Below are 19,738 nucleotides of genomic sequence, written 5' to 3'. Positions count from 1 at the left end.
GCAATCCATTGAACCGCTTTTATCGCCGCTTTCCCCCTTGATTCAAAAGCAAATGATACCATTTCGAATGTAAGGGAACTACAAATGGAACGCTTTCCGCTTGTGGAGTGTTGGCAAGAGACAAACGAAGAAGGAAAACTGATCATGGCAGACATCAAGAAATCAACCGAAAAGGCATCGACAAAAGCCGCGGCAAAGAAGCCCGCCACGAAGAAAGCCGCAGCCCAAAAGACCGCTGCTACAAAAGACACTTCGGAAACGCGCACCACAAAGGCGCAGAAAGCCGCTCCGCTGAAAGCGGGCGCTACCAAGGCTGCAGCGACGAAAACCGAAACCACGAGTGATTTCAAGGACCGCGCTCTGACGAAAGCCAAATCAGCAGCCAGCCAGGGCAAGGAACGCACCGGCACTGCGATCGAGAACCTGAGCAGAATGATCGAGGACAGCGCAAAAACCATCGATGACAATGTCGGCGAAAAATACGGCAATTATGCTCGCTCGGCCGCTGACGCCGTGTCTTCCTTTGCAGAGAAGCTAAATTCCAAGGAAGTTGATGAAATTGTCGAAGATGCGCGCGGATATGTTCGCAAAAGTCCGGCTGTGGCGATCGGTGCAGCTGCGGTGGTCGGATTTCTTCTATCCCGTCTGATCAAATCAGGGATGGATGATAACGACGCATGAGTGTAGCATGGCGACGCCATATGCACGGGTGACGAATGTTGCAGGACAAGGAAATTCCAGTTTTGGATGAAGAGCGTCTTTCCGATGACGCCGCAGCCTCGTTTGCGGATGAAGCGGAACCGAAATCCCTGAAATCCCAGGTCACCGGCCTGATCGAGGACGTGCGCATATTGGCGCATGCCGAAGTCGACTATTATCGCGCCAAATTGTCGATCAATATGGCGGCGACCAAGCGCGTCGTGGTGCTCGCCGGCGTTGCGATCATATCCGGATCGACAGCGATCATTGCCTTGATCCTCGGGCTGCTGCTAATATTGTCGGACTATTTGGGCCCTATCGCCGCGACCGCTATCGTCACGGGAGCGGCTCTGCTGATTGCCGCGATCACCATGGGCATGGCAATAAAACGGGCAAAAAGGCTGCCGCTGGACGAAAATGATGCGTGAGATTGATGATGCCGAAAAATAACGACGAGATATTCAGCCTGCGCAATCTTGCCATCGACCGCGATCAGGCGCGCGCCAATCTGAAACGGGATACGGCCGAGACCCGTACCAGGCTTAAGCCGGCCAATCTCATGACAGAAGCGAAGAATAACGCGGCAGATCGTGTTCGCAAAGCCGGTATGACCGCCATCGACGGTATCCGGGCCAATCCGGGCCTGTCTGCTACCGTTGCGGCAACCGCGACGCTGATCGCCATGCGCCGCCCGATTGCCAAGCTTATCGCCAACCGCAAAATATCCGAGCCGGATCAAACCGAGGAATAGACTATGAACAAACTGACCGACAATATCGACAAAGCCCGCGCAGCATCCCGGGAACGGCTCGAAACGGCGAAGGAAATCGCAACCGAAGGCTCGCTCGTCGCCCGCGAGAAAATGTCCGAAAGCAAGGCACGCGCTGCGGCGATGCTCGGCGAAGGCCGTGATAAAGCGGCCGAAAGCGTTGCCGCCACCAGAGATGCGGCGAAAAAGGCCGTGGCCAAGTCCGAAGAGACCTTGACCAACAGCCCGCTGGCAATCGTCGCAGGTGGCGCCGCCCTTGGTGTCCTGATCGGAGCGCTGCTGCCAAAAAGCAAAGCCGAAGGCAAATATGTCGGCGGTGCCGGTCGCAAGATCAACGAAACCGCAAGAACCGCTTATCAGGCCGCCAAGGATGCCAGCCGCGACCAGATCGGTGAACTGGGTCTGAGCAATGACAATATGCGCGCTCAGTTCAAAGATCTGTTTGGCAAAGCGATCGAGGCTGCTAAGACCGCGATGGCCGCAGCACAGGATGCGGTGAAAGACGAACATCAGGGCAAAAAATGAGCGAACAACGCAGCAAAATTCATCTGGTCATGGGCGGACGGGTCAAGGATCCGCGCGGCGTGGAATTTGTCAATCTCGAAAAGATGGATCTGGTCGGTGTCTATCCCGACTATGAGGAAGCCGAAGAAGCCTGGCGCTCCAAAGCCCAGATGACGGTCGACGATGCCGAGATGAAATATGTTGTCGTGCACCTGCACAAGCTGCTCGAACCGGATGTGCCACTCGAAGACTAGCCACTCGAAGATCAGGCCACTCGAAGATCAGGCCACTCGAAGATCAGGCGCTGCGGAAACGCCAGCTGAGCAACGGCCTGGTCAAGACCAGACCGGCTACAAATCCGCCGATATGCGCGAATATCGCAATGCCTTGCAGGCTTCCGCTGGTCGCCACGCCAATCATGAGCTGAATCCCGACCCACGCCAGCGTCAGCCAGACGATGCGGACAATATGGCCCGGGATCGGCCCGACCGGAGCGACTTTGTTGCGCGCAAACAGCAACGCATAAGAGCCCAGTATCGCCGAGATTGCACCGCTTGCGCCGATCATAGGGATCATCGAATCGCTCTCGACGGCATATTGCGCAAAGGCCGCAGCATAAGCACCGACCACATAAAGCACCGCCATCAACTGCGCGCCCATTGCCTGTTCGACAAAGCGGCCGCAGAACAGCAGCATCAGCATGTTGAAGCTGAGGTGCAACAATCCGCTGTGCAGGAACGCCGAGGATAATGGGGTCAGCCAGGCCGGAACCATCCAGCCATAAGCCGTCAGATCAAGCGCTTCGCCACTCAGACGGATCGGGAACATGCCGCCGCGCAGCAGCGCTTCCTGCTCCCAGCCGAAAATCCAGATTATCAGATAGATCACCACATTGGCGATGATCAGTCCGTTGGTCAGCTTTCCGGCGGGTATATTCATCTGGTTCAGATGAACTCGATTTTTTCGAGCAGGAAATATTTATCGCCCGCCGGCACGGTCACTTCAATCTCTTCCCCGACGCTGCGACCGATCAGGGCCCGGCCAATCGGCGAATTATAGCTGATCTTACCGGACTTGGCATCGGCTTCGGCCTGACCGACCAGCTGATATTTCACCGGCTTGTCATTTTCGTCGAGCAGGGTCAGCGTCGCGCCGAACACAGCCTTGTCACCGGACAGGGTAGTCGGATCGATAACCTGGGCGCGGGACAATTTGTCCTCGAGATCGCCAATGGTCGCTTCGACCTGGCCTTGCCGTTCCTTGGCCGCATGATATTCGGCGTTTTCCGACAGATCACCATGGGCCCGCGCGGTCTCGATGGCGTCGACGATGATCGGACGCTCCAGCTTCAGCGCCTTGAGTTCGGCTTCCATTTTTACATGGCCTTCGGCGAGCATTGGTACTTTTTCAACAGCCATTAGATTGGCCTTTCCTTACTGATACGCTGCCGATTTCTGCCGTGCAGCGCCTAAAACAGTTTTCCGGCGCCCCGCTTGTCAGGAGCGCCCGCAGTGTGACGAAATGTCGGAAAATTAAGTCTGCGAAGCCTTATAATAGGACTGTAACGCGCGAACTTCAAGAGTCTGATCACGCATCGCCTCAATCGCCTGCATCGCGGCGTTGCTCGCCGTCGCCGTTGTGAAGATCGGAATCTTGCCAACCAGCGCCGCCGCCCGGATCGATTTCGAGTCCTTCAGCGACTGCCAGCCTTCGGTTGTGTTGAAGATCAGATTGACTTCACCGTCCTTGATCCGGTCGACAATATGCGGCCGTCCCTCGATGACCTTGTTGACCTTCTCCACCTTGATCCCGTGCTCGGTAAGATAATCCGCAGTTCCGGAAGTGGCGATGAGCTTGAAGCCCAGCTTCTCGGCCAGACGCGCGGCCGGTTCGATCACCTTCTTGTCCGTTTCCTTGACCGAGATGAAGATCGTTCCGCCATTGGGCAATATATTGCCCGCGCCGAGTTGCGCCTTGGCAAAGGCAATCGGGAAGCCCTGGTCGATACCCATGACTTCGCCGGTCGATTTCATTTCCGGCGACAGGATCGGATCGACGCCGGGGAAACGGCTGAACGGGAAGACCGCCTCTTTGACAGCGGTATAACTGATATGCCGGTCTATCGCCGGCAGGTCTTTCAATTTTTCACCCGCCATAACCCGCGAAGCAATCTTGGCAATCGGCACGCCGATCGCCTTGGCGACGAACGGCACTGTCCGGCTGGCGCGAGGATTGACCTCGATCAGATAGACTTCGCCGTCTTTCACCGCGAACTGGATATTCATCAGGCCGCGCACTTTCAGGCCGAAAGCCAATGCCTCGGTCTGCCGTTCCATTTCGGCAATGATTGCGTCATCCAGACTATAAGGCGGGATCGAGCAGGCGCTGTCGCCCGAGTGCACGCCGGCTTCCTCGATATGCTGCAGCAGGCCGCAGACAATCACTTCGTCACCGTCACAAATCGCGTCGACATCGACTTCGACCGCATCGCGCAGATATTGGTCAACCAGCACCGGACTGTCGCCCGACACTTGCACCGCGGTGTTGATATAATTTTCCAGCTGGGCCGGCCCGTCGACGATTTCCATTGCCCGGCCACCAAGCACGAAGCTGGGACGCAGCAATACCGGATAGCCGATACGCTCGGCGATTTTGACCGCTTCGTCGCGAGTCCGCGCCATGCCGTTTTCCGGCTGCTTGAGCTTCAGCTTGTTGACCAGCTTGGCGAAACGTTCGCGGTCTTCGGCCAGATCAATCGCGTCCGGCGAGGTGCCGAGGATCGGAATGCCCGCGTCTTCCAGGGCCTGCGCCAGTTTCAGCGGTGTTTGCCCACCAAATTGCACAACCACGCCGACCAGTTCGCCCGACTGCTGCTCGACATGCAGGATTTCCAGCACGTCTTCCGCGGTCAGAGGTTCAAAATAAAGCCGGTCGGACGTGTCATAATCGGTCGACACGGTTTCCGGATTGCAGTTGATCATGATCGTCTCGAAACCGGCATCCGACAGCGCGAAACAGGCGTGGCAGCAGCAATAATCGAACTCGATCCCCTGCCCGATCCGGTTCGGTCCGCCGCCGAGAATGACGATTTTCTTGCGATCCGAAGGCTGCGCCTCGCATTCCGGCGCCCCGAAAATCGGCGCTTCATAGGTGGAATACATATAGGGCGTCTTGGCTTCAAATTCCGCTGCGCACGTATCGATCCGCTTGAACACCGGCCGCACACCGAGCTTGTGACGCAAGCCGCGCACTTCGGCCTCGGTCGTCGCGCCCGCCATCGCGGCAAGCGCGTCATGCACCAGCCCGTGGCCTTCGGCGACCGCGCGCCCTGCTCCACCGGCAACATGGACCGAATCAATCGCCAGCTTGGCCAGCCGCGCATCGGAGAAGCCCATCGACTTAAGCTTGCGCAAAGCTTGCGCATCATTGGGCAGTCCTTTGTCGATGATCTGCTGCTCGGCATCGATAATTTCGCGGATTCGGGACAGAAACCAGGGGTCGAAACCGGCAATATTGTGGATTTCCTCGTTGGAAAACCCCTCCCGCATCGCCTGGGCAGCGACGAGAATACGATCCGGTGTCGCCCGCGCCAAAGCCGCCGCGATATCTTCGCGCGGCGCATCGATCAGTTCCTGCACGCGGTTAAAGCCGTCGAGACCGGTTTCCAGACCGCGCAAAGCCTTCTGCATCGATTCGTGGATATTGCGGCCAATCGCCATCACTTCACCGACAGACTTCATCGCGGTCGACAGAAGCGGCTCGGCGCCCTTGAATTTTTCAAAGGCAAAGCGCGGGATCTTGGTGACGACATAATCAATCGTCGGTTCGAACGACGCCGGAGTTGCACCGGTAATGTCATTGTCGATCTCGTCGAGCGTATAGCCGACCGCCAGTTTAGCCGCGACGCTGGCAATCGGAAAGCCGGTCGCCTTGGACGCCAGCGCAGACGAGCGCGAAACCCGCGGGTTCATCTCGATAACGACCAGCCGGCCATCCTTCGGATTGACCGCAAACTGGACGTTGGAACCGCCTGTTTCGACACCGATTTCGCGCAGCACCGCGATGCTGGCGTTGCGCATGATCTGATATTCCTTGTCGGTCAGGGTCAGCGCAGGGGCAACGGTAATGCTGTCGCCGGTATGCACGCCCATCGGATCGACATTCTCGATCGAGCAGATGATGATGCAATTGTCCGCCTTGTCGCGGACAACCTCCATCTCATATTCTTTCCAGCCGATCAGGCTCTCGTCAATCAGCACTTCATTGGTCGGCGAGGCATCGAGCGAGGTCCGGACATAATGGACAAATTCCTCGCGGTTATAGGCGACACCGCCGCCGGTGCCGCCCATCGTGAAGCTCGGCCGCATGATCGCCGGCAGGCCGATATCCTCGAGGATTTCCATCGCCTGTTCTTCGCTGTGCGCGACCGCGCTGCGGGGGCTTTCCAGACCGATCTTGTCCATCGCCACCTTGAACTTCTCGCGATCCTCGGCCTTGTCGATGGCTTCAGCATCCGCCCCGATCATCTCGACGCCATATTTTTCCAGCACGCCCATCTTGTTGAGCGAAAGCGCCGTGTTCAGCGCCGTCTGCCCGCCCATCGTGGGCAGGATCGCGTCAGGCCGTTCCTTCTCGATGATCTTCTCGACAATTTCGGGCGTGATCGGCTCGATATAGGTCGCGTCCGCCATTTCCGGATCGGTCATGATCGTCGCCGGATTGGAGTTGACCAGAATGATCCGGTAGCCCTCTTCCTTCAGCGCCTTGCACGCCTGCGTGCCCGAGTAATCAAACTCGCAGGCCTGACCGATGATGATCGGGCCTGCGCCAATGATGAGGATGGATTTTATGTCAGTTCTTTTGGGCATTTAGCTTATCGACTTTTCTATTCTGAACGAAATATCTTGTTCAACCACCGCGAAAATTACGCATTCCAATTCATCATCAGTGACTTGTGATATCAAGAATTGATACTCAATAGAGGTATGATGCGGATATGTGACTTGAAATGCAGAAACCCCACAATTGAGCAAAACTTTGCCACCATAAACAGCAGCTGTGTGTCCTGCATCACGATCTCTCTTCTTTTCTATTGGAGCAGTCTCAATCCGATTTTCGACTATTTCGGGAAATGCTTCTTCTGGTTCCAACAAAACGAAGAAAACATCCTTAGAATCGGTTGCGGCTTGGCTGATTTGAAACCCAAGGAACATGAAAATTGATGCAGCAACTATGCCTCCACCCCAAAGAGCAAATCTATTAATCATGCCGGTCCGCCGACAAACTTCTCGAACAGACAAAAGTCGTATTGCTCACCAAGGCTAGATTCGCACTGATATAACCCACCCATCACGCCGGGTTCTCGTCAGAAATCTCGCCATTCTCGTTGCAGGCAAAGCAGCCCCAACCGTCATGGTCGATGTCATATTCGCTTTCGATCTCGAGGCATTTGCGGGTCAGCTCGCGGATTGTTTCGCGCTTGGTGTCCAGATCAATCTGCAGCTCGATCACCCACTCGTCATCCTCGTTGGAGACCAGCGCCGAGCGAAAGCCCCATTTCGCCGCGTCATTCTTCAGCTTGTTGAGATCGGCAACCGCACCGACAAATTGCACGTTAATTTCGCGCACAACATGCGCGACATCGCCGCCAGCTGCCATATTTTGCAGGATTTCGTCATCAATTGCCCATTCTTCGGCAAGATGCGCAGGATCAATGGGGCCGCTCATTGGCTTAGCCCTCCGATAACGTTATTGGATATATTAACTGGCTGGGTATTAATGTCGCGTTTCACTCCATAGTCGCCAATCTTGATAATCAGGTCGCTACCTGCAGTTCTGTTGGCGGTCCTTGGCATTGATTTCTCAAAGTCAAAGACTTCACGCAAACTAGCCGAACCGTTTCCATCCTTTTCAAACCGAAATAGAACACGCCCCTCTTCTGCTGGATTTTCCGACTTCAAGCTCCAGCCATTTGACAGCATATCTGCTTTAAGATCTTCCAGATGCACGGGATATGCTTCAAAATTCATAAAATCACTGTTGATATCGCAACGGGATCGCCTGCGCGCCTCTCGATTGCTGCTTAAATTAAACCAAAGCATCGCTATCCCACCAATAACCAACAGCAAAATTACTGGAACAAATTCAATCAGAACATCAATCATTCCAACCCCCCGACAAATTTCTCGAACAGATAGAAACTGTCCTGCGGGCCGGGGCTGGCTTCGGGGTGATATTGCACGCCGAATGCGCGTTTGCCGATGATTTCGATCCCGCAATTGCTGCCGTCGAACAGGCTCTTGTGGGTTTCATGAATATTGTCGGGCAGACTGTCGCCGTCGACCGCAAAGCCGTGGTTCATGCTGGTGATCTCGACCAGCCCTTCGGTCTCGGCCCAGCCGCCGCCGATCCGCTGCACCGGATGATTGGCACCGCGATGGCCCTGGTGCATTTTCACCGTCTTGGCGCCCGCCGCGAGGGCGAGCATCTGGTGACCGAGGCAGATGCCGAACAGCGGAATATCCGCTTCGAGCAGCTGTTGGATCACTGGAACCGCATATTTGCCGGTCGCCGCCGGATCACCGGGGCCGTTGGACAGAAACACGCCAGCGGGCTGCAAAGCCATGATTTCTTCATATGAAGTTTCCGCAGGAACTACAGTAACTTTTGCGCCAGCCTTCACAAGGTTTCTGAAGATATTGCGCTTCGCACCATAGTCGATGGCGACAACGTGAGGGCGCTCATTGGCCCCAAGTTTGACAAACTTTGGATCCCCCCCGTTCGTCTCGAGCGAAGTCGAGAGACCCGCTGCCGACGGAGCAGAAGATGCTTCCAATTCTTCCATTCTGGCATAGCCATGACCCAGTCGCCACAGTCCACCCTTGTCCCACAAATGCGTCTGGTGCCCGGTCACTTCCTTGGCCAGATCCATGCCCTCGAGGCCGGCCCAGGCCCGCGCATTGCCTAGCAACTCATCGATATCAAACTTGCCCTCGGGATCATAAGCAATCACCGCATTCGGCGCGCCCGCTTCGCGGATCCGCCGGGTCAAAGCCCTTGTATCAACACCGGAAATTCCGATCCGGCCATTTTCCGCCATCCACTGGTCAAACGGCTTCTGGTCGCGGAAATTGGACGGTGCGGTAATATCCTCGCGGACGATGCAGCCCAGAGCATGCGGGCTGTCCGCCTCGATGTCCTCGTCGTTTGTGCCGGTGTTGCCGATATGGGGAAAGGTAAAGGTGACGATCTGCCCGGCATAGCTCGGGTCGGTCATCACTTCCTGATAGCCGGTCATCGCGGTGTTGAAGCAGACTTCACCGACCGCTGAACCGGTGGCACCAAAGCCCCTGCCCCAGATGATCGTGCCATCGGCCAATACCAATATCCCTGTTGCACCCTCGGGAGCGGCGGGATTATGGTCATGGGTCATGGGCTGTTCCTTTGGGTCCGTCTGGGGCGCAAAATTTCATGGGACCTAGAACCAGATTTCTGGCGTCACAATCTATGAAAAAAATTATCTTCCCGCTATGGTGGTCGCTTACTCCAAAAATATGAGGAACGCCATGATTCGCGATACCGTGAAAGCCGCGCAAATTGCCGCCATGAAGGCCGGTGACAAGGATCGCACCGCCGCAACCCGCAGCATATTGGCGAAGATCAAGGACAAGGACATCGAACTGCGCACCAAGGAAGATGGTCGCGACGACGACACCATCCTGATCGATGTGCTGCAAAAAATGGCCAAGCAACGCCGCGAATCGATCGACATGTTTGAATCCGGCGGCCGCACTGAACTGGCCGCAGCGGAGAAAAAGGAACTGGCCGTGATCGAGGAGTTCCTCCCCGCCCAGCTGAGCGACGAAGAAACCGCGACATTGATCACCGGTATAAAGACGGAACTCGACGCCGACGGCATGAAAGACATGGGCCGCGTAATGGGCGAACTCAAAAAACGCCACGGCACCGAAATCGACATGAGCAAAGCCAGCGCGCTGGTGAAGGCGGCGCTTTCGTGAGAGTTTCGGATTATATCGGCTGTGCGACGCTGGTTCTGGCCACTGCTTCGCTTGCCGCTTGTGCAGACAATGATCTTGGCGATAGCCCGGATAACGCTGTCGATGAGGCGACCGGCAATACCACTCCGCTTGAGGAAACAGCCAGCGACAGCGCCATCCCTGCGATGGATTTTGACAAGGAACAGCTGGGAGCGAAAATTGAAGGGCCGGTCGGGCCAGAAGTCAATGCGTCCTTTTTGCTCGACGAAAAATCCTATGGCGATATCGAAAGCTACGTGGCTTGCCCGGCCGATATCAGCGATTGCAATCCCAAGAACCTGCCCGCCGGCACGGTTTACACCTATGTCCATGTGGTGACTCCGGGTGTCGACAAAGACAATGATAAGCCGTTTCTGCCGAACAAGGATGTGATGACCGTAACGGCCACCGATATTTTCAAGATGACCTCGCCGCCGACCGGATTTGCCGGAGAAGTCGGCTATTCTCTGGGCCAAGCCCGTGCCGCCGCAGGACCAGACGCTGCTTTTTCCGTCACGTGCCAAGACAACCATTTGGTGTTTGAAAAGACATCGGGTGAAGCTTGGGCAACCGGCGAAACAATCACGTTTTACTGGAAATCAACTGTCCCGCCGAAAGGCCCAGCCCAAGACTATTCCTTGGGCGTCGATGGCAAAATGACGGTCGGAACCGGCCCCGTTCCCGGCACTGCTCCAGCTGACGGGGTTAAAGGTTGCTCCTGATCATGATGTCTGAACTGTGACCCTATCCCCGCAATGGCTAGAAGAACTGCGATCGAGGGTCACTTTGTCCACGTTAATCGGGCGAACGGTGAAAGTGCAAAAAGCGGGCCGCGAATATAAAGCCTGCTGCCCGTTTCATAACGAGAAATCGCCCAGCTTCACAATCAACGACGAAAAGGGCTTCTATCATTGTTTCGGCTGCGGCGCGCATGGCGACGCGATCAGCTGGATGACCGAACAGCGCGGACTCGGCTTTATGGACGCGGTCAAGGATCTGGCGGCCGAAGCGCAAATGGAGGTCCCTGCCCCCGACCCGCGCGCGGCACAACGACAGGAGACCCGGGCAACCCTGCATGACGTCATGGCGGCAGCGCAGGACTGGTTTGTCGAACGATTCAACAGCACCGAGGGTGCCGGAGCGCGGGAATATCTCAAAAATCGCGGAATATCGGAGAGCACGATCCGCGAATTCGGCTTCGGCTTCGCGCCCAATTCCCGTGGGCGGCTCAAGGACGCGCTCTCCAAACACGGTATGGACCAGCTGATCGAGGCAGGCCTGCTGATCAAGGTCGACGACAAGGATCCCTATGACCGGTTCCGCGGGCGTCTGATGATCCCGATTCGCGATCCACGCGGTCGGGTAATAGCTTTTGGCGGCCGGATATTGGGCGACGGCGAGCCGAAATATCTCAACTCTCCCGACACGCCTCTCTTTGACAAGGGCCGCACGCTCTACAATCTCGACAAGGCTTCGCCCGCCTCCCGCCAGACCGGACGGATACTGGTGGTGGAAGGCTATATGGATGCCATCGCGCTGGCGCAGGCCGGGTTTAAAGATGTCGTCGCCCCGCTCGGCACTGCGCTGACCGAGCATCAGATCGAGCGTATCTGGAAAATGGTCGAGGCGCCGATCCTCTGCTTTGATGGCGACAACGCCGGTCAAAAGGCCGCCATGCGCGCTGCCTTGCGGGCGTTGCCGATATTACGCCCATCGCACAGCCTGAACTTCATTTCGCTGCCTGCGGGACAAGACCCGGACGACCTGATCCGCTCCGACGGCGCTCATGCCTTCGCCGCCCTGATCGCGAAACCGCAGATGCTCGACGACAAGATCTGGCAGGTGGAATATGACGCGGAACCGCTCAACACGCCGGAGACCAAAGCCGGTCTGAAGAAGCGCCTGTCCGATCACGTTCGCGACATCGCCGATCAGGATATTGCCCAGCATTACCGGCAGGTCTTTAACGACCGCTATCAGGCGACGTTTTTTACCCAGACGGACAATCGCTCCGAAGGCCGTCGCCCGCAGAATTCAAACCGCAAGTTCCCGTCGAAATTTGTCTCTTACAAGCCGCTGGAGGACACCAGGACCTTTTTGATCGAGGGCTATGACCTGCAGATTGCGAAGGGCATATTGGGCGGTCTGATCCGTCATCCGTGCCGGATTTCCAGCCATTTCGAAGAGCTCAGCGCAATCAAACTGGCCGATTCGCAACTGCAGTCCTTGCTCGGTGAATTGATCAATGTCGCAATGCGCAAAGAAACGCTTGATATGCAGGGCCTTCTTACCATATTGGGAAAGACAGATTGTTATAATGTCGCAAAAGGGCTGTTACGGGCCGACGCGCTGAATTTCACTTTCAACCGCAAGCTGCCAGACGATGCCCCTTCGCTATTGATCGAACGGGCGCATAAGGATTTGGCAGAAGCGATAAAAGTGGTGACTGCGCGCCCCGGACTGGAAGCAGCTCTCGCAGAGGCAACGCGGCGGGTGCAGGATGATCTTACGGAAGAAAGTTATGCCGAGCAGCAGCGCCTTCGCGAAGCGAAGCAGTTATTTCACGAGCGATTGGTCGAACTGACCCAGATCGACGACGCTATATAGTTTTTAAATTAGGGGCCTGAGCCATTGGCAAGTAAAGCAAAAAACACCAAAGCCGAAGACGAACCGTTGATTGATCTCAACGATAGCGCCATCAAGAAACTGATCGCTCAAGGTAAAAAGCGCGGCTATCTGACGATTGACGAGCTGAACGAAGCCCTGCCCCAGGACCAGAACGAGCAGATTGAGGACGTCATGTCCGCAATTTCCGAAATGGGTGTCCGGATTGTCGAGAATGACGAGGAAGCCGCCGAAGAACTCGCCGGTGAAGAAGTCGAATCCATTGACGGCAAGGACAAGGACAAGAAAACCGCTGCCGCCGTTCCCAAAAAAGCTACCGCCGACCGCACTGACGATCCGGTGCGCATGTATCTGCGCGAAATGGGCGCTGTGGAATTGCTCAGCCGCGAAGGCGAGATTGCGATTGCCAAGCGTATCGAAGCTGGCCGCGACACGATGATCTGGGGGCTGTGCGAAAGCCCAACCACCTTTAACGCGATCATCGAATGGTCGACGGCGCTCAACGACGGCGAAATGCAGTTGCGCGAAATACTTGATCTCGACGCCATGCTTTCCAAGGATCCCGTTCCGGAGAATCTGGAAGAGGCCGAAGATGATGATGATGGCGAAATCAGCGAGAAAACCGCTGGCCCCTCGTTCAAGGACGATGACGAAGTCGAGGATGAAGAATCGGCTGACGGCGAAGATGATGAAGAAGCAGAACTGACCGAACGTCGCACCAAGCGCGTGGTCGAAGAGGAAGAGGAAGACAACACGCTTTCCCTCGCGCAGATGGAAGAAGCGTTGAAGCCCGACGCGCTGGAGAAATTCGCGCTGATTACCTCGGTGTTCAAGAAATTCTCGAAATTGCAGACGACCCGGCTGGAATCGCTGGCGGCGGGCAAGGATTTTCCGGCAGCTTCTGAAAAGAAATATCATGATTTGCGCGAAGAATTGACCGCATTGGTCGAAAGTGTGCAATTTCATGCCAATAAAATCGAGTTTCTGGTCGACCAGCTTTACTCGTTCAATCGCCGGCTGACGACTTTGGGCGGGCAGATGCTCCGTCTGGCAGAGCGTCACAAGGTTCCACGCCGTGCATTTCTGGAAAGCTATGTCGGTAACGAACTCGACGACGGCTGGCTGGCAAGCATGGCCAAGACCGACAAGAAATGGGCCGCCTTCGTTGAAAAGGAAGCGGAAGCCGTTGATCGTATCCGCGCAGAAATTTCCGACATAGCCAATGCTACCGGCACGTCGCTGGTCGAATTCCGCCGGATCGTCAACATGGTCCAGAAAGGCGAGCGCGAAGCGCGTATCGCCAAGAAGGAAATGGTCGAGGCCAATCTTCGCCTCGTGATTTCGATCGCCAAAAAATATACCAACCGCGGCCTGCAGTTTCTTGATCTCATTCAGGAGGGTAATATCGGCCTGATGAAAGCGGTCGACAAATTCGAATATCGCCGGGGCTACAAGTTCAGCACCTATGCTACTTGGTGGATTCGCCAGGCGATCACGCGATCCATTGCCGATCAGGCGCGGACCATCCGTATTCCGGTGCATATGATCGAGACGATCAACAAGCTGGTCCGCACAAGCCGTCAGTTCCTGCATGAGCAGGGCCGCGAGCCGACTCCGGAAGAAATGGCCGAGCGCCTCTCCATGCCGCTCGAAAAAGTGCGCAAGGTGATGAAAATTGCCAAGGAACCGATTTCGCTCGAAACGCCAATTGGCGACGAAGAAGATTCTCATCTCGGTGATTTCATCGAAGATAAAAATGCGATCATTCCGGTCGATGCGGCTATTCAGGCGAACCTGAAGGAAACCGTGACCCGTGTATTGGCGAGCCTGACTCCCCGGGAAGAACGCGTGCTGCGCATGCGCTTCGGGATCGGCATGAACACCGATCATACGCTTGAGGAAGTCGGCCAGCAGTTCAGCGTGACGCGCGAACGTATCCGGCAGATTGAAGCCAAGGCACTGCGCAAGCTGAAGCATCCAAGCCGCAGCCGCAAGATGCGGAGCTTCCTGGATCAATAATCTCGCGATACGCGCCAATTGCTATGGTTTGTAAATCCCTAACAGCCGGTAAACTTACTCTTTAGGTATCGTCGCTATATTCGAAGGCAGACGAGAATGCTCAATGCATTTTCGCAACCTTAATCGGATATCGGAAACGCGATGCTAGGACAAAATGCACAATTGGTGACACAGCCAGGGTTCGCTGGACAGGTCGGCACATATGGCAGCGACACAGCGCCCTATGTCCAGCTTATCGCCGAGGATTTTTCGACTCTGTCAGGAGCGGATGTCGCCGATATCGTCCATTTCCTGTGCGTTTTGCACGGGCGCCATCCGGGCGTGATCGATCATGCGGCGACCAAAACCGTCGATGATGCCGCGCGCGAATGGCTGATTCAGGCGACCGACGGCTTTGCTGCCGAACGATCTTTCCTGACCAAGCTGACCGTGGCTGCCGGACCGATTTCGGGCGTTAGCCTCGACGACCAGAGCAACGCCGCCGTGCTGGGTCAACGCAAGGCGCTCGAGATGCTGTCCCAGTCCGATCGCAGCGGTTGCGCCATCGGTGCAGCCATCGCCCTGGTTGCAGACTGGCATCATATCAGAAATATTCTGGAGCAGATTGCCCTCCGTGTCGGCGTTGAAGCCCGCTCCTCGATTCTACCCAGCGCCGAAAAAACCTCGGATCTCAACAGCCTCTTGGCAGAAACGCCCGCTTTGGAACGAGCGCTGAATTTCGGGGCGGAACAGCTGCTCAACCAGCATCGCGGCCTGTGGCAGCTACTGGAAGCCCGGCGAAATATGCGGCTTTCCCGTTAAATAACTCGCCATTTTCCTTAAAACTTAACTAAATGATTAACTTGCCTGGAACGGGAGTTTTCCCTATCGCCTATGCTTTGACGTTCACGGCAAGGAATAGAAAATCATGCGTTTTGACGGTACCAAAGACTATGTTGCAACCGATGATCTGAAGGTTGCTGTCAACGCTGCCATGACCCTCCGCCGCCCGCTCCTCGTCAAAGGCGAGCCGGGCACGGGCAAGACGGTTCTGGCCTATGAAATTGCCAAGGCAATGGGGACGCCGCTGATCGAGTGGAATGTCAAATCCACCACCAAGGCACATCAAGGCCTCTATGAATATGATGCGGTAGCGCGTCTCCGCGATGGCCAGCTCGGCGATGAGCGGGTCCACGATATTTCCAACTATATCCGCAAGGGTAAACTGTGGGAGGCCTTCACGGCTCCCGAACTGCCAGTGCTGCTGATCGACGAGATCGACAAAGCGGATATCGAGTTTCCGAACGATCTGCTGCAGGAACTTGATCGCATGGAATTCCATGTCTACGAGACCAAAGAGACGATCAAGGCCGTCGAACGCCCTATCGTGATCATCACCTCGAACAACGAGAAAGAGCTGCCAGACGCATTCCTGCGCCGCTGCTTCTTCCACTATATCAAATTCCCAGATCGCGAGACGATGCAGGAAATCATCAACGTCCATTTCCCGGACATTCAGGGCATATTGGTCAAAAAGGCGATGGATATTTTCTACGATGTCCGTGACGTCCCGGGCCTCAAGAAGAAGCCAAGTACCAGCGAATTGCTCGATTGGCTGAAACTGATCCTCAACGAGGACATGCCGCTCGAAGCCTTGCAATCGAGCGACAGCAGCAAGGCAATCCCGCCATTGCATGGTGCGCTGCTCAAGAACGAGCAGGACGTGATGCTGTTCGAACGCCTGGCCTTCATGGCGAAACGCGAAGCGCGCTAAGCAAAGGCACTGACGATGTTCTTTAACTTCATGGACGAACTCAGGGCCGCTGGCATTTCAGCGTCGCTCAAGGAACATCTGGTGCTGCTCGAGGCGCTTGAGAAAGACGTTATTCGGCGTAGTCCGGAGGAATTCTATTATCTCTCCCGCGCAACCTTCGTGAAAGATGAAGGATTGCTCGACCGCTTCGATCAGGTTTTTTCAAAGGTCTTCAAAGGCATAGAAACTACCTACGGGACCCAGGAAGAAGATATTCCGCTCGACTGGCTGAAAGCGGTCGCCGAGAAATATCTGTCCGAAGAGGAAATGGAAAAGATCAATTCTCTCGGCAGCTGGGACGAGATTATGGAGACGCTGAAAGAGCGTCTCGAAGAGCAGCAAAAACGGCATGAAGGCGGCAGCAAGTGGATCGGCACCGGCGGCACCTCGCCTTACGGCAATTCGGGCTATAATCCCGAAGGCGTCCGGATTGGCGGCGAAGGCGGCCAGAAAAAGGCGATCAAGGTCTGGGACAAGCGCGAGTTCCAGAATCTCGACAACACCAAGCTGCTCGGAACGCGGAACATCAAGGTAGCGCTCCGCCGCCTGCGCAAATTTGCCCGCGAGGGTGCCGCTGACGAGCTGGATATCGACCGGACAATCAATGGCACCGCCAAACAGGGCTGGCTCGACATTCACATGCGGCCGGAACGGCACAATGCGGTAAAGTTACTGCTGTTTCTTGACGTTGGCGGCTCGATGGATCCGTTTATCAAGCTCTGCGAAGAACTGTTCAGCGCCGCGACCACCGAGTTCAAAAATCTCGAATTTTTCTATTTCCACAACTGCCCCTACGAAGGCCTGTGGAAGGATAATCGCCGCCGCTTTTCCGAGCGCACCAATACCTGGGATGTGCTCCACAAATATGGCCACGACTATAAGCTGATTTTCGTCGGCGACGCATCGATGAGCCCTTATGAAATCACTCATCCGGGCGGTTCGGTCGAACATTTCAACGAAGAAGCCGGCGTCACCTGGATGCACAGGCTGACCAACACTTATCCCGCTGCGGCCTGGCTCAATCCGGTGCCTGAAAAGCAATGGGGCTATTCACAAAGCGTCAAAATCATCCGCGAACTGATGAATGACCGGATGTACCCGCTAACGGTCGACGGATTAAGTGACGCAATGAAAGAATTGACCCGAAAACAGGGTTGATTGTCAGTCTTCGACCGCCAGCAGCGTAGTTCCGTCATATTTTTCGGCAGCCGGCTCAAAGATTTCCGACTTCTCGAAATGCAGGTCTTCGACCCGAACATCTTTCAAGCCGGAAAGCTTGAACGTCCCGATCTTGATTTCACGCGGTGGTTGCCCGTCTTTTTCCAGCGGCACGGCATCGACATACATTTCGTCATGGCGCGTATAGAGAATATGCGGCGCCAGCTTGAAAATCGTATTGTTATAGGTCGCGGCCACACATTTTTTCAGTGCAACGCCTTCGAAAAATTCTTTGCTCGGTAACATGCCGGCAAATTACCAGATTCCAGAACAAATGCAATAAATATGTTGCAGTGCAGCATACTTAGTAAAGGCGGTATTTACCCGATATCTCGCCCCACGCCAGTTCATCCGGCGCGACAATTGTGTCCAGATCATCCGCGTTCGACGATGGGTGCTCGATCCATTCGCGCAAGACCGGTCCGCCGTTGATCACGTCAAACGCCAGTTTGCCCTCTTCATATTCATAGGGAAAATCGCGCCACAATTCATATCCGGGATAAAGCTTGCCAATCGCCTTAAACGCCAGCGCCTGAAGCCGCCAGGGTCGGAAAGCGGCGTGATCATACGCCGGACCCTCGGCGTGAATCTGGACGCCATTGCACAATTGGCCCTGATGTTTGTGAAAAGTCGGTTCGAACCAGATTTCCCGCAATATGCAGCCTTCCAGCCATTGCGGCGCCATCTGCTGCATCTCCGCAATGACCGCCCGTGCATCGATATCCGGCGCGCCGAACAGTTCCAGAGGCCGCGTCGTGCCACGTCCTTCGGATAGCGTCGTCCCCTCCAGCATCACGGTTCCTGCATAGGCCCGCGCCATATTGACGTTCGGAGCATTGGGGCTGGGATTGATCCAGATGCGATCTTCCGGCCAGCCAAATCCGGGGCCTTCCGGCTGCCACCCATCCATTTCGATGACCCGATAATCGACTTCAATATCGAAATGACTGATCATCCAGCGCCCCATTTCGCCCATGGTCAGCCCGTGACGCATCGGCATCGGCCCTGCCCCGACAAAGCTTTCCCATCCTTCTTCGAGGAGCGTGCCTTCGATCGGCCTCCCGGCCGGATTGGGCCGGTCCAGCACCCAGACCGTCTTGCCGTGTTCCGCGGCGGCTTCCAGCATATATCGCAAGGTGGTGATGAACGTGTAGATTCGGCATCCCAAATCCTGCAGATCGATCAGCACAATATCGAACGTACCCATCGACTGGCCTGTCGGCCGACGAACCTCACCATAGAGGCTGAACACCGGTATATTATGGATCGGGTCGTTAAAATCGGGCGACTCAATCATATTATCCTGCTTGTCGCCGCGAAGACCATGTTGCGGGCCAAAAGCCGCCGTCACTTTAATCCCGTCAATCGCCGACAATGCATCAAGGCTATGGACAAGATTCTGCGTCACCGAAGCTGGATGCGCAAGCAACGCCACCCGCTTGCCCGCCAATGGCCCCCGCAGGTCCGCGTCTTCAATCAGCCTGTCTATACCAAATTTCATCAACGTTCCGCTGCCTCCATTTTGAGCGTGAAACCATCCCGGTGGTGGAAATCCGGATTAGCTGCAGGATGGGCCAAAGCCCAGAGTGATTTCTCACCGTCTTGCGTTTCAATGACCGCCGAGAGGCCCGCATCGAATTCTTCGCGCACCCAGATATCGGGCAATCCGAAGGTTACTTCGAGAGCCATATGTGTATCACTGAAATCCATGTGGATTTCGGGTGGTTGAGCCAGGGCGAACTGGTCCATTCCGTCACGATACCGGTCGAAACTATAGGCCGCCCAGTTGCCGGATGGCGAAAAGTTAAATTCGCAATAGGGCTCTTTTCCCGGTTCGCCGAGGAATAGTTCGAAACAGGTATTCTGCCACAAATTGTCCATCCGCTGCGACTGGTCGAGATTATCCGGTAACGTGATTTCTTCAACATTCCCGTCTGCATGATATCTCAGCCATATTGTGCCGGACGCGGACATCGACCATTCGACCGCGATTTGATCGATCGCCGATACCGGAGTCATCGAATGGCATTGCAAGTTCAAACGCATATTGCGACTTTCGTTGTCCCCATGTAACGC

General features: G+C 55.6%; 22 protein-coding genes. 12 read left to right on the top strand and 10 right to left on the bottom strand.

What is annotated here, in order from left to right; translation table 11 throughout:
* The first annotated feature begins 144 nt into the window (after positions 1–144).
* From ACWFTY_RS08855 to ACWFTY_RS08835, 5 genes are read left to right on the top strand one after another with little or no spacing between them, the layout of a single operon-like run.
* A complete protein-coding gene (locus ACWFTY_RS08855) occupies positions 145–681 on the top strand; it encodes a hypothetical protein (RefSeq protein ID WP_447523876.1) in 537 nt (178 codons plus the stop codon).
* Positions 682–716: 35 nt separating this feature from the next.
* Positions 717–1,127, top strand: a complete 411-nt coding sequence (locus ACWFTY_RS08850) for a phage holin family protein (protein ID WP_447523875.1) — start codon at positions 717–719, stop codon at positions 1,125–1,127.
* 5 nt (positions 1,128–1,132) lie between these two features.
* The gene (locus ACWFTY_RS08845) at positions 1,133–1,450 is read left to right on the top strand and encodes a hypothetical protein (RefSeq protein WP_447523874.1); all 318 of its coding nucleotides are present in this window, start codon (positions 1,133–1,135) and stop codon (positions 1,448–1,450) included.
* A 3-nt stretch (positions 1,451–1,453) separates the two neighbouring features.
* Positions 1,454–1,993: a DUF883 family protein gene (locus tag ACWFTY_RS08840; protein ID WP_447523873.1), complete on the top strand. Its 540-nt coding sequence runs from the start codon at positions 1,454–1,456 to the stop codon at positions 1,991–1,993.
* Positions 1,990–2,226: a DUF4170 domain-containing protein gene (locus ACWFTY_RS08835; protein WP_447523872.1), complete on the top strand. Its 237-nt coding sequence runs from the start codon at positions 1,990–1,992 to the stop codon at positions 2,224–2,226. The genes ACWFTY_RS08840 and ACWFTY_RS08835 overlap by 4 nt, the downstream gene beginning before the upstream one ends.
* Before the next feature lie 43 nt (positions 2,227–2,269).
* Here the strand turns inward: ACWFTY_RS08835 and ACWFTY_RS08830 are convergent, their stop codons facing one another.
* From ACWFTY_RS08830 to carA, 7 genes are all read right to left on the bottom strand, one after another.
* Positions 2,270–2,911, bottom strand: coding sequence for a rhomboid family intramembrane serine protease (locus ACWFTY_RS08830; RefSeq protein WP_447523871.1), 642 nt, complete (start codon positions 2,909–2,911; stop codon positions 2,270–2,272).
* 5 nt (positions 2,912–2,916) lie between these two features.
* Complete coding sequence (gene greA, locus ACWFTY_RS08825) at positions 2,917–3,390, bottom strand: transcription elongation factor GreA (RefSeq protein ID WP_447523870.1); 474 nt, start codon at positions 3,388–3,390, stop codon at positions 2,917–2,919.
* Positions 3,391–3,504: 114 nt separating this feature from the next.
* Positions 3,505–6,840 (bottom strand): carbamoyl-phosphate synthase large subunit, encoded by a 3,336-nt coding sequence (carB, locus tag ACWFTY_RS08820; protein WP_447523869.1) that lies wholly within the window; start codon positions 6,838–6,840, stop codon positions 3,505–3,507.
* Positions 6,841–7,239 (bottom strand): hypothetical protein, encoded by a 399-nt coding sequence (locus tag ACWFTY_RS08815; protein WP_447523868.1) that lies wholly within the window; start codon positions 7,237–7,239, stop codon positions 6,841–6,843. It abuts the gene before it with no gap.
* Between the two features lie 82 nt (positions 7,240–7,321).
* Positions 7,322–7,699, bottom strand: coding sequence for a ribonuclease E inhibitor RraB (locus ACWFTY_RS08810; protein ID WP_447523867.1), 378 nt, complete (start codon positions 7,697–7,699; stop codon positions 7,322–7,324).
* Positions 7,696–8,136 (bottom strand): hypothetical protein, encoded by a 441-nt coding sequence (locus ACWFTY_RS08805; protein ID WP_447523866.1) that lies wholly within the window; start codon positions 8,134–8,136, stop codon positions 7,696–7,698. Before ACWFTY_RS08805 ends, ACWFTY_RS08810 begins: the two co-directional genes overlap by 4 nt.
* A complete protein-coding gene (carA, locus tag ACWFTY_RS08800; protein WP_447523865.1) occupies positions 8,133–9,404 on the bottom strand; it encodes a glutamine-hydrolyzing carbamoyl-phosphate synthase small subunit in 1,272 nt (423 codons plus the stop codon). Before carA ends, ACWFTY_RS08805 begins: the two co-directional genes overlap by 4 nt.
* A 133-nt stretch (positions 9,405–9,537) precedes the next feature.
* Here carA and ACWFTY_RS08795 point away from each other — a divergent pair, with 133 nt between their 5' ends.
* From ACWFTY_RS08795 to ACWFTY_RS08765, 7 genes are all read left to right on the top strand, one after another.
* Positions 9,538–9,990, top strand: coding sequence for a GatB/YqeY domain-containing protein (locus ACWFTY_RS08795; protein WP_447523864.1), 453 nt, complete (start codon positions 9,538–9,540; stop codon positions 9,988–9,990).
* Positions 9,987–10,730 (top strand): hypothetical protein, encoded by a 744-nt coding sequence (locus ACWFTY_RS08790; protein ID WP_447523863.1) that lies wholly within the window; start codon positions 9,987–9,989, stop codon positions 10,728–10,730. The genes ACWFTY_RS08795 and ACWFTY_RS08790 overlap by 4 nt, the downstream gene beginning before the upstream one ends.
* A gap of 16 nt (positions 10,731–10,746) precedes the next feature.
* Positions 10,747–12,615, top strand: a complete 1,869-nt coding sequence (gene dnaG, locus ACWFTY_RS08785; RefSeq protein WP_447523862.1) for a DNA primase — start codon at positions 10,747–10,749, stop codon at positions 12,613–12,615.
* A 24-nt stretch (positions 12,616–12,639) separates the two neighbouring features.
* Positions 12,640–14,652, top strand: coding sequence for an RNA polymerase sigma factor RpoD (gene rpoD / locus ACWFTY_RS08780; RefSeq protein ID WP_447523861.1), 2,013 nt, complete (start codon positions 12,640–12,642; stop codon positions 14,650–14,652).
* A 141-nt stretch (positions 14,653–14,793) separates the two neighbouring features.
* A complete protein-coding gene (locus ACWFTY_RS08775) occupies positions 14,794–15,453 on the top strand; it encodes a DUF6975 family protein (protein ID WP_447523860.1) in 660 nt (219 codons plus the stop codon).
* 106 nt (positions 15,454–15,559) lie between these two features.
* On the top strand, positions 15,560–16,405 hold the full coding sequence (locus ACWFTY_RS08770; protein ID WP_447523859.1) for an AAA family ATPase: 846 nt from the start codon (positions 15,560–15,562) through the stop codon (positions 16,403–16,405).
* 15 nt (positions 16,406–16,420) lie between these two features.
* On the top strand, positions 16,421–17,602 hold the full coding sequence (locus ACWFTY_RS08765; RefSeq protein ID WP_447523858.1) for a vWA domain-containing protein: 1,182 nt from the start codon (positions 16,421–16,423) through the stop codon (positions 17,600–17,602).
* Between the two features lie 3 nt (positions 17,603–17,605).
* Here ACWFTY_RS08765 and ACWFTY_RS08760 read toward each other — a convergent pair whose 3' ends face one another.
* The 3 genes from ACWFTY_RS08760 to ACWFTY_RS08750 are packed head-to-tail and all read right to left on the bottom strand — an operon-like array spanning position 17,606 to position 19,708.
* Positions 17,606–17,908 carry a hypothetical protein gene (locus ACWFTY_RS08760; protein WP_447523857.1) on the bottom strand — a complete coding sequence of 101 codons (303 nt, stop codon included), beginning with the start codon at positions 17,906–17,908 and terminating at the stop codon, positions 17,606–17,608.
* Between the two features lie 58 nt (positions 17,909–17,966).
* A complete protein-coding gene (locus ACWFTY_RS08755; RefSeq protein WP_447523856.1) occupies positions 17,967–19,163 on the bottom strand; it encodes an exo-beta-N-acetylmuramidase NamZ family protein in 1,197 nt (398 codons plus the stop codon).
* Positions 19,163–19,708 (bottom strand): DOMON-like domain-containing protein, encoded by a 546-nt coding sequence (locus ACWFTY_RS08750; RefSeq protein WP_447523855.1) that lies wholly within the window; start codon positions 19,706–19,708, stop codon positions 19,163–19,165. The genes ACWFTY_RS08755 and ACWFTY_RS08750 overlap by 1 nt, the downstream gene beginning before the upstream one ends.
* Positions 19,709–19,738 lie beyond the last annotated feature (30 nt).

This window comes from Parasphingorhabdus sp. NYA22, assembly GCF_976973735.1.
This window is presented reverse-complemented; position numbering and strand designations above follow the sequence as displayed.

Excerpts from the sequence above, each read along its gene's own strand:
- ACWFTY_RS08855 (WP_447523876.1), top strand. The coding sequence starts at position 145 with ATGGCAGACATCAAGAAATCAACCGAAAAGGCATCGACAAAAGCCGCG.
- ACWFTY_RS08850 (WP_447523875.1), top strand. The coding sequence starts at position 717 with ATGTTGCAGGACAAGGAAATTCCAGTTTTGGATGAAGAGCGTCTTTCC.
- ACWFTY_RS08845 (WP_447523874.1), top strand. The coding sequence starts at position 1,133 with ATGATGCCGAAAAATAACGACGAGATATTCAGCCTGCGCAATCTTGCC.
- ACWFTY_RS08840 (WP_447523873.1), top strand. The coding sequence starts at position 1,454 with ATGAACAAACTGACCGACAATATCGACAAAGCCCGCGCAGCATCCCGG.
- ACWFTY_RS08835 (WP_447523872.1), top strand. The coding sequence starts at position 1,990 with ATGAGCGAACAACGCAGCAAAATTCATCTGGTCATGGGCGGACGGGTC.
- ACWFTY_RS08830 (WP_447523871.1), bottom strand. The coding sequence starts at position 2,911 with ATGAATATACCCGCCGGAAAGCTGACCAACGGACTGATCATCGCCAAT.
- greA (WP_447523870.1), bottom strand. The coding sequence starts at position 3,390 with ATGGCTGTTGAAAAAGTACCAATGCTCGCCGAAGGCCATGTAAAAATG.
- carB (WP_447523869.1), bottom strand. The coding sequence starts at position 6,840 with ATGCCCAAAAGAACTGACATAAAATCCATCCTCATCATTGGCGCAGGC.
- ACWFTY_RS08815 (WP_447523868.1), bottom strand. The coding sequence starts at position 7,239 with ATGATTAATAGATTTGCTCTTTGGGGTGGAGGCATAGTTGCTGCATCA.
- ACWFTY_RS08810 (WP_447523867.1), bottom strand. The coding sequence starts at position 7,699 with ATGAGCGGCCCCATTGATCCTGCGCATCTTGCCGAAGAATGGGCAATT.
- ACWFTY_RS08805 (WP_447523866.1), bottom strand. The coding sequence starts at position 8,136 with ATGATTGATGTTCTGATTGAATTTGTTCCAGTAATTTTGCTGTTGGTT.
- carA (WP_447523865.1), bottom strand. The coding sequence starts at position 9,404 with ATGACCCATGACCATAATCCCGCCGCTCCCGAGGGTGCAACAGGGATA.
- ACWFTY_RS08795 (WP_447523864.1), top strand. The coding sequence starts at position 9,538 with ATGATTCGCGATACCGTGAAAGCCGCGCAAATTGCCGCCATGAAGGCC.
- ACWFTY_RS08775 (WP_447523860.1), top strand. The coding sequence starts at position 14,794 with ATGCTAGGACAAAATGCACAATTGGTGACACAGCCAGGGTTCGCTGGA.
- ACWFTY_RS08770 (WP_447523859.1), top strand. The coding sequence starts at position 15,560 with ATGCGTTTTGACGGTACCAAAGACTATGTTGCAACCGATGATCTGAAG.
- ACWFTY_RS08765 (WP_447523858.1), top strand. The coding sequence starts at position 16,421 with ATGTTCTTTAACTTCATGGACGAACTCAGGGCCGCTGGCATTTCAGCG.
- ACWFTY_RS08760 (WP_447523857.1), bottom strand. The coding sequence starts at position 17,908 with ATGTTACCGAGCAAAGAATTTTTCGAAGGCGTTGCACTGAAAAAATGT.
- ACWFTY_RS08755 (WP_447523856.1), bottom strand. The coding sequence starts at position 19,163 with ATGAAATTTGGTATAGACAGGCTGATTGAAGACGCGGACCTGCGGGGG.
- ACWFTY_RS08750 (WP_447523855.1), bottom strand. The coding sequence starts at position 19,708 with ATGCGTTTGAACTTGCAATGCCATTCGATGACTCCGGTATCGGCGATC.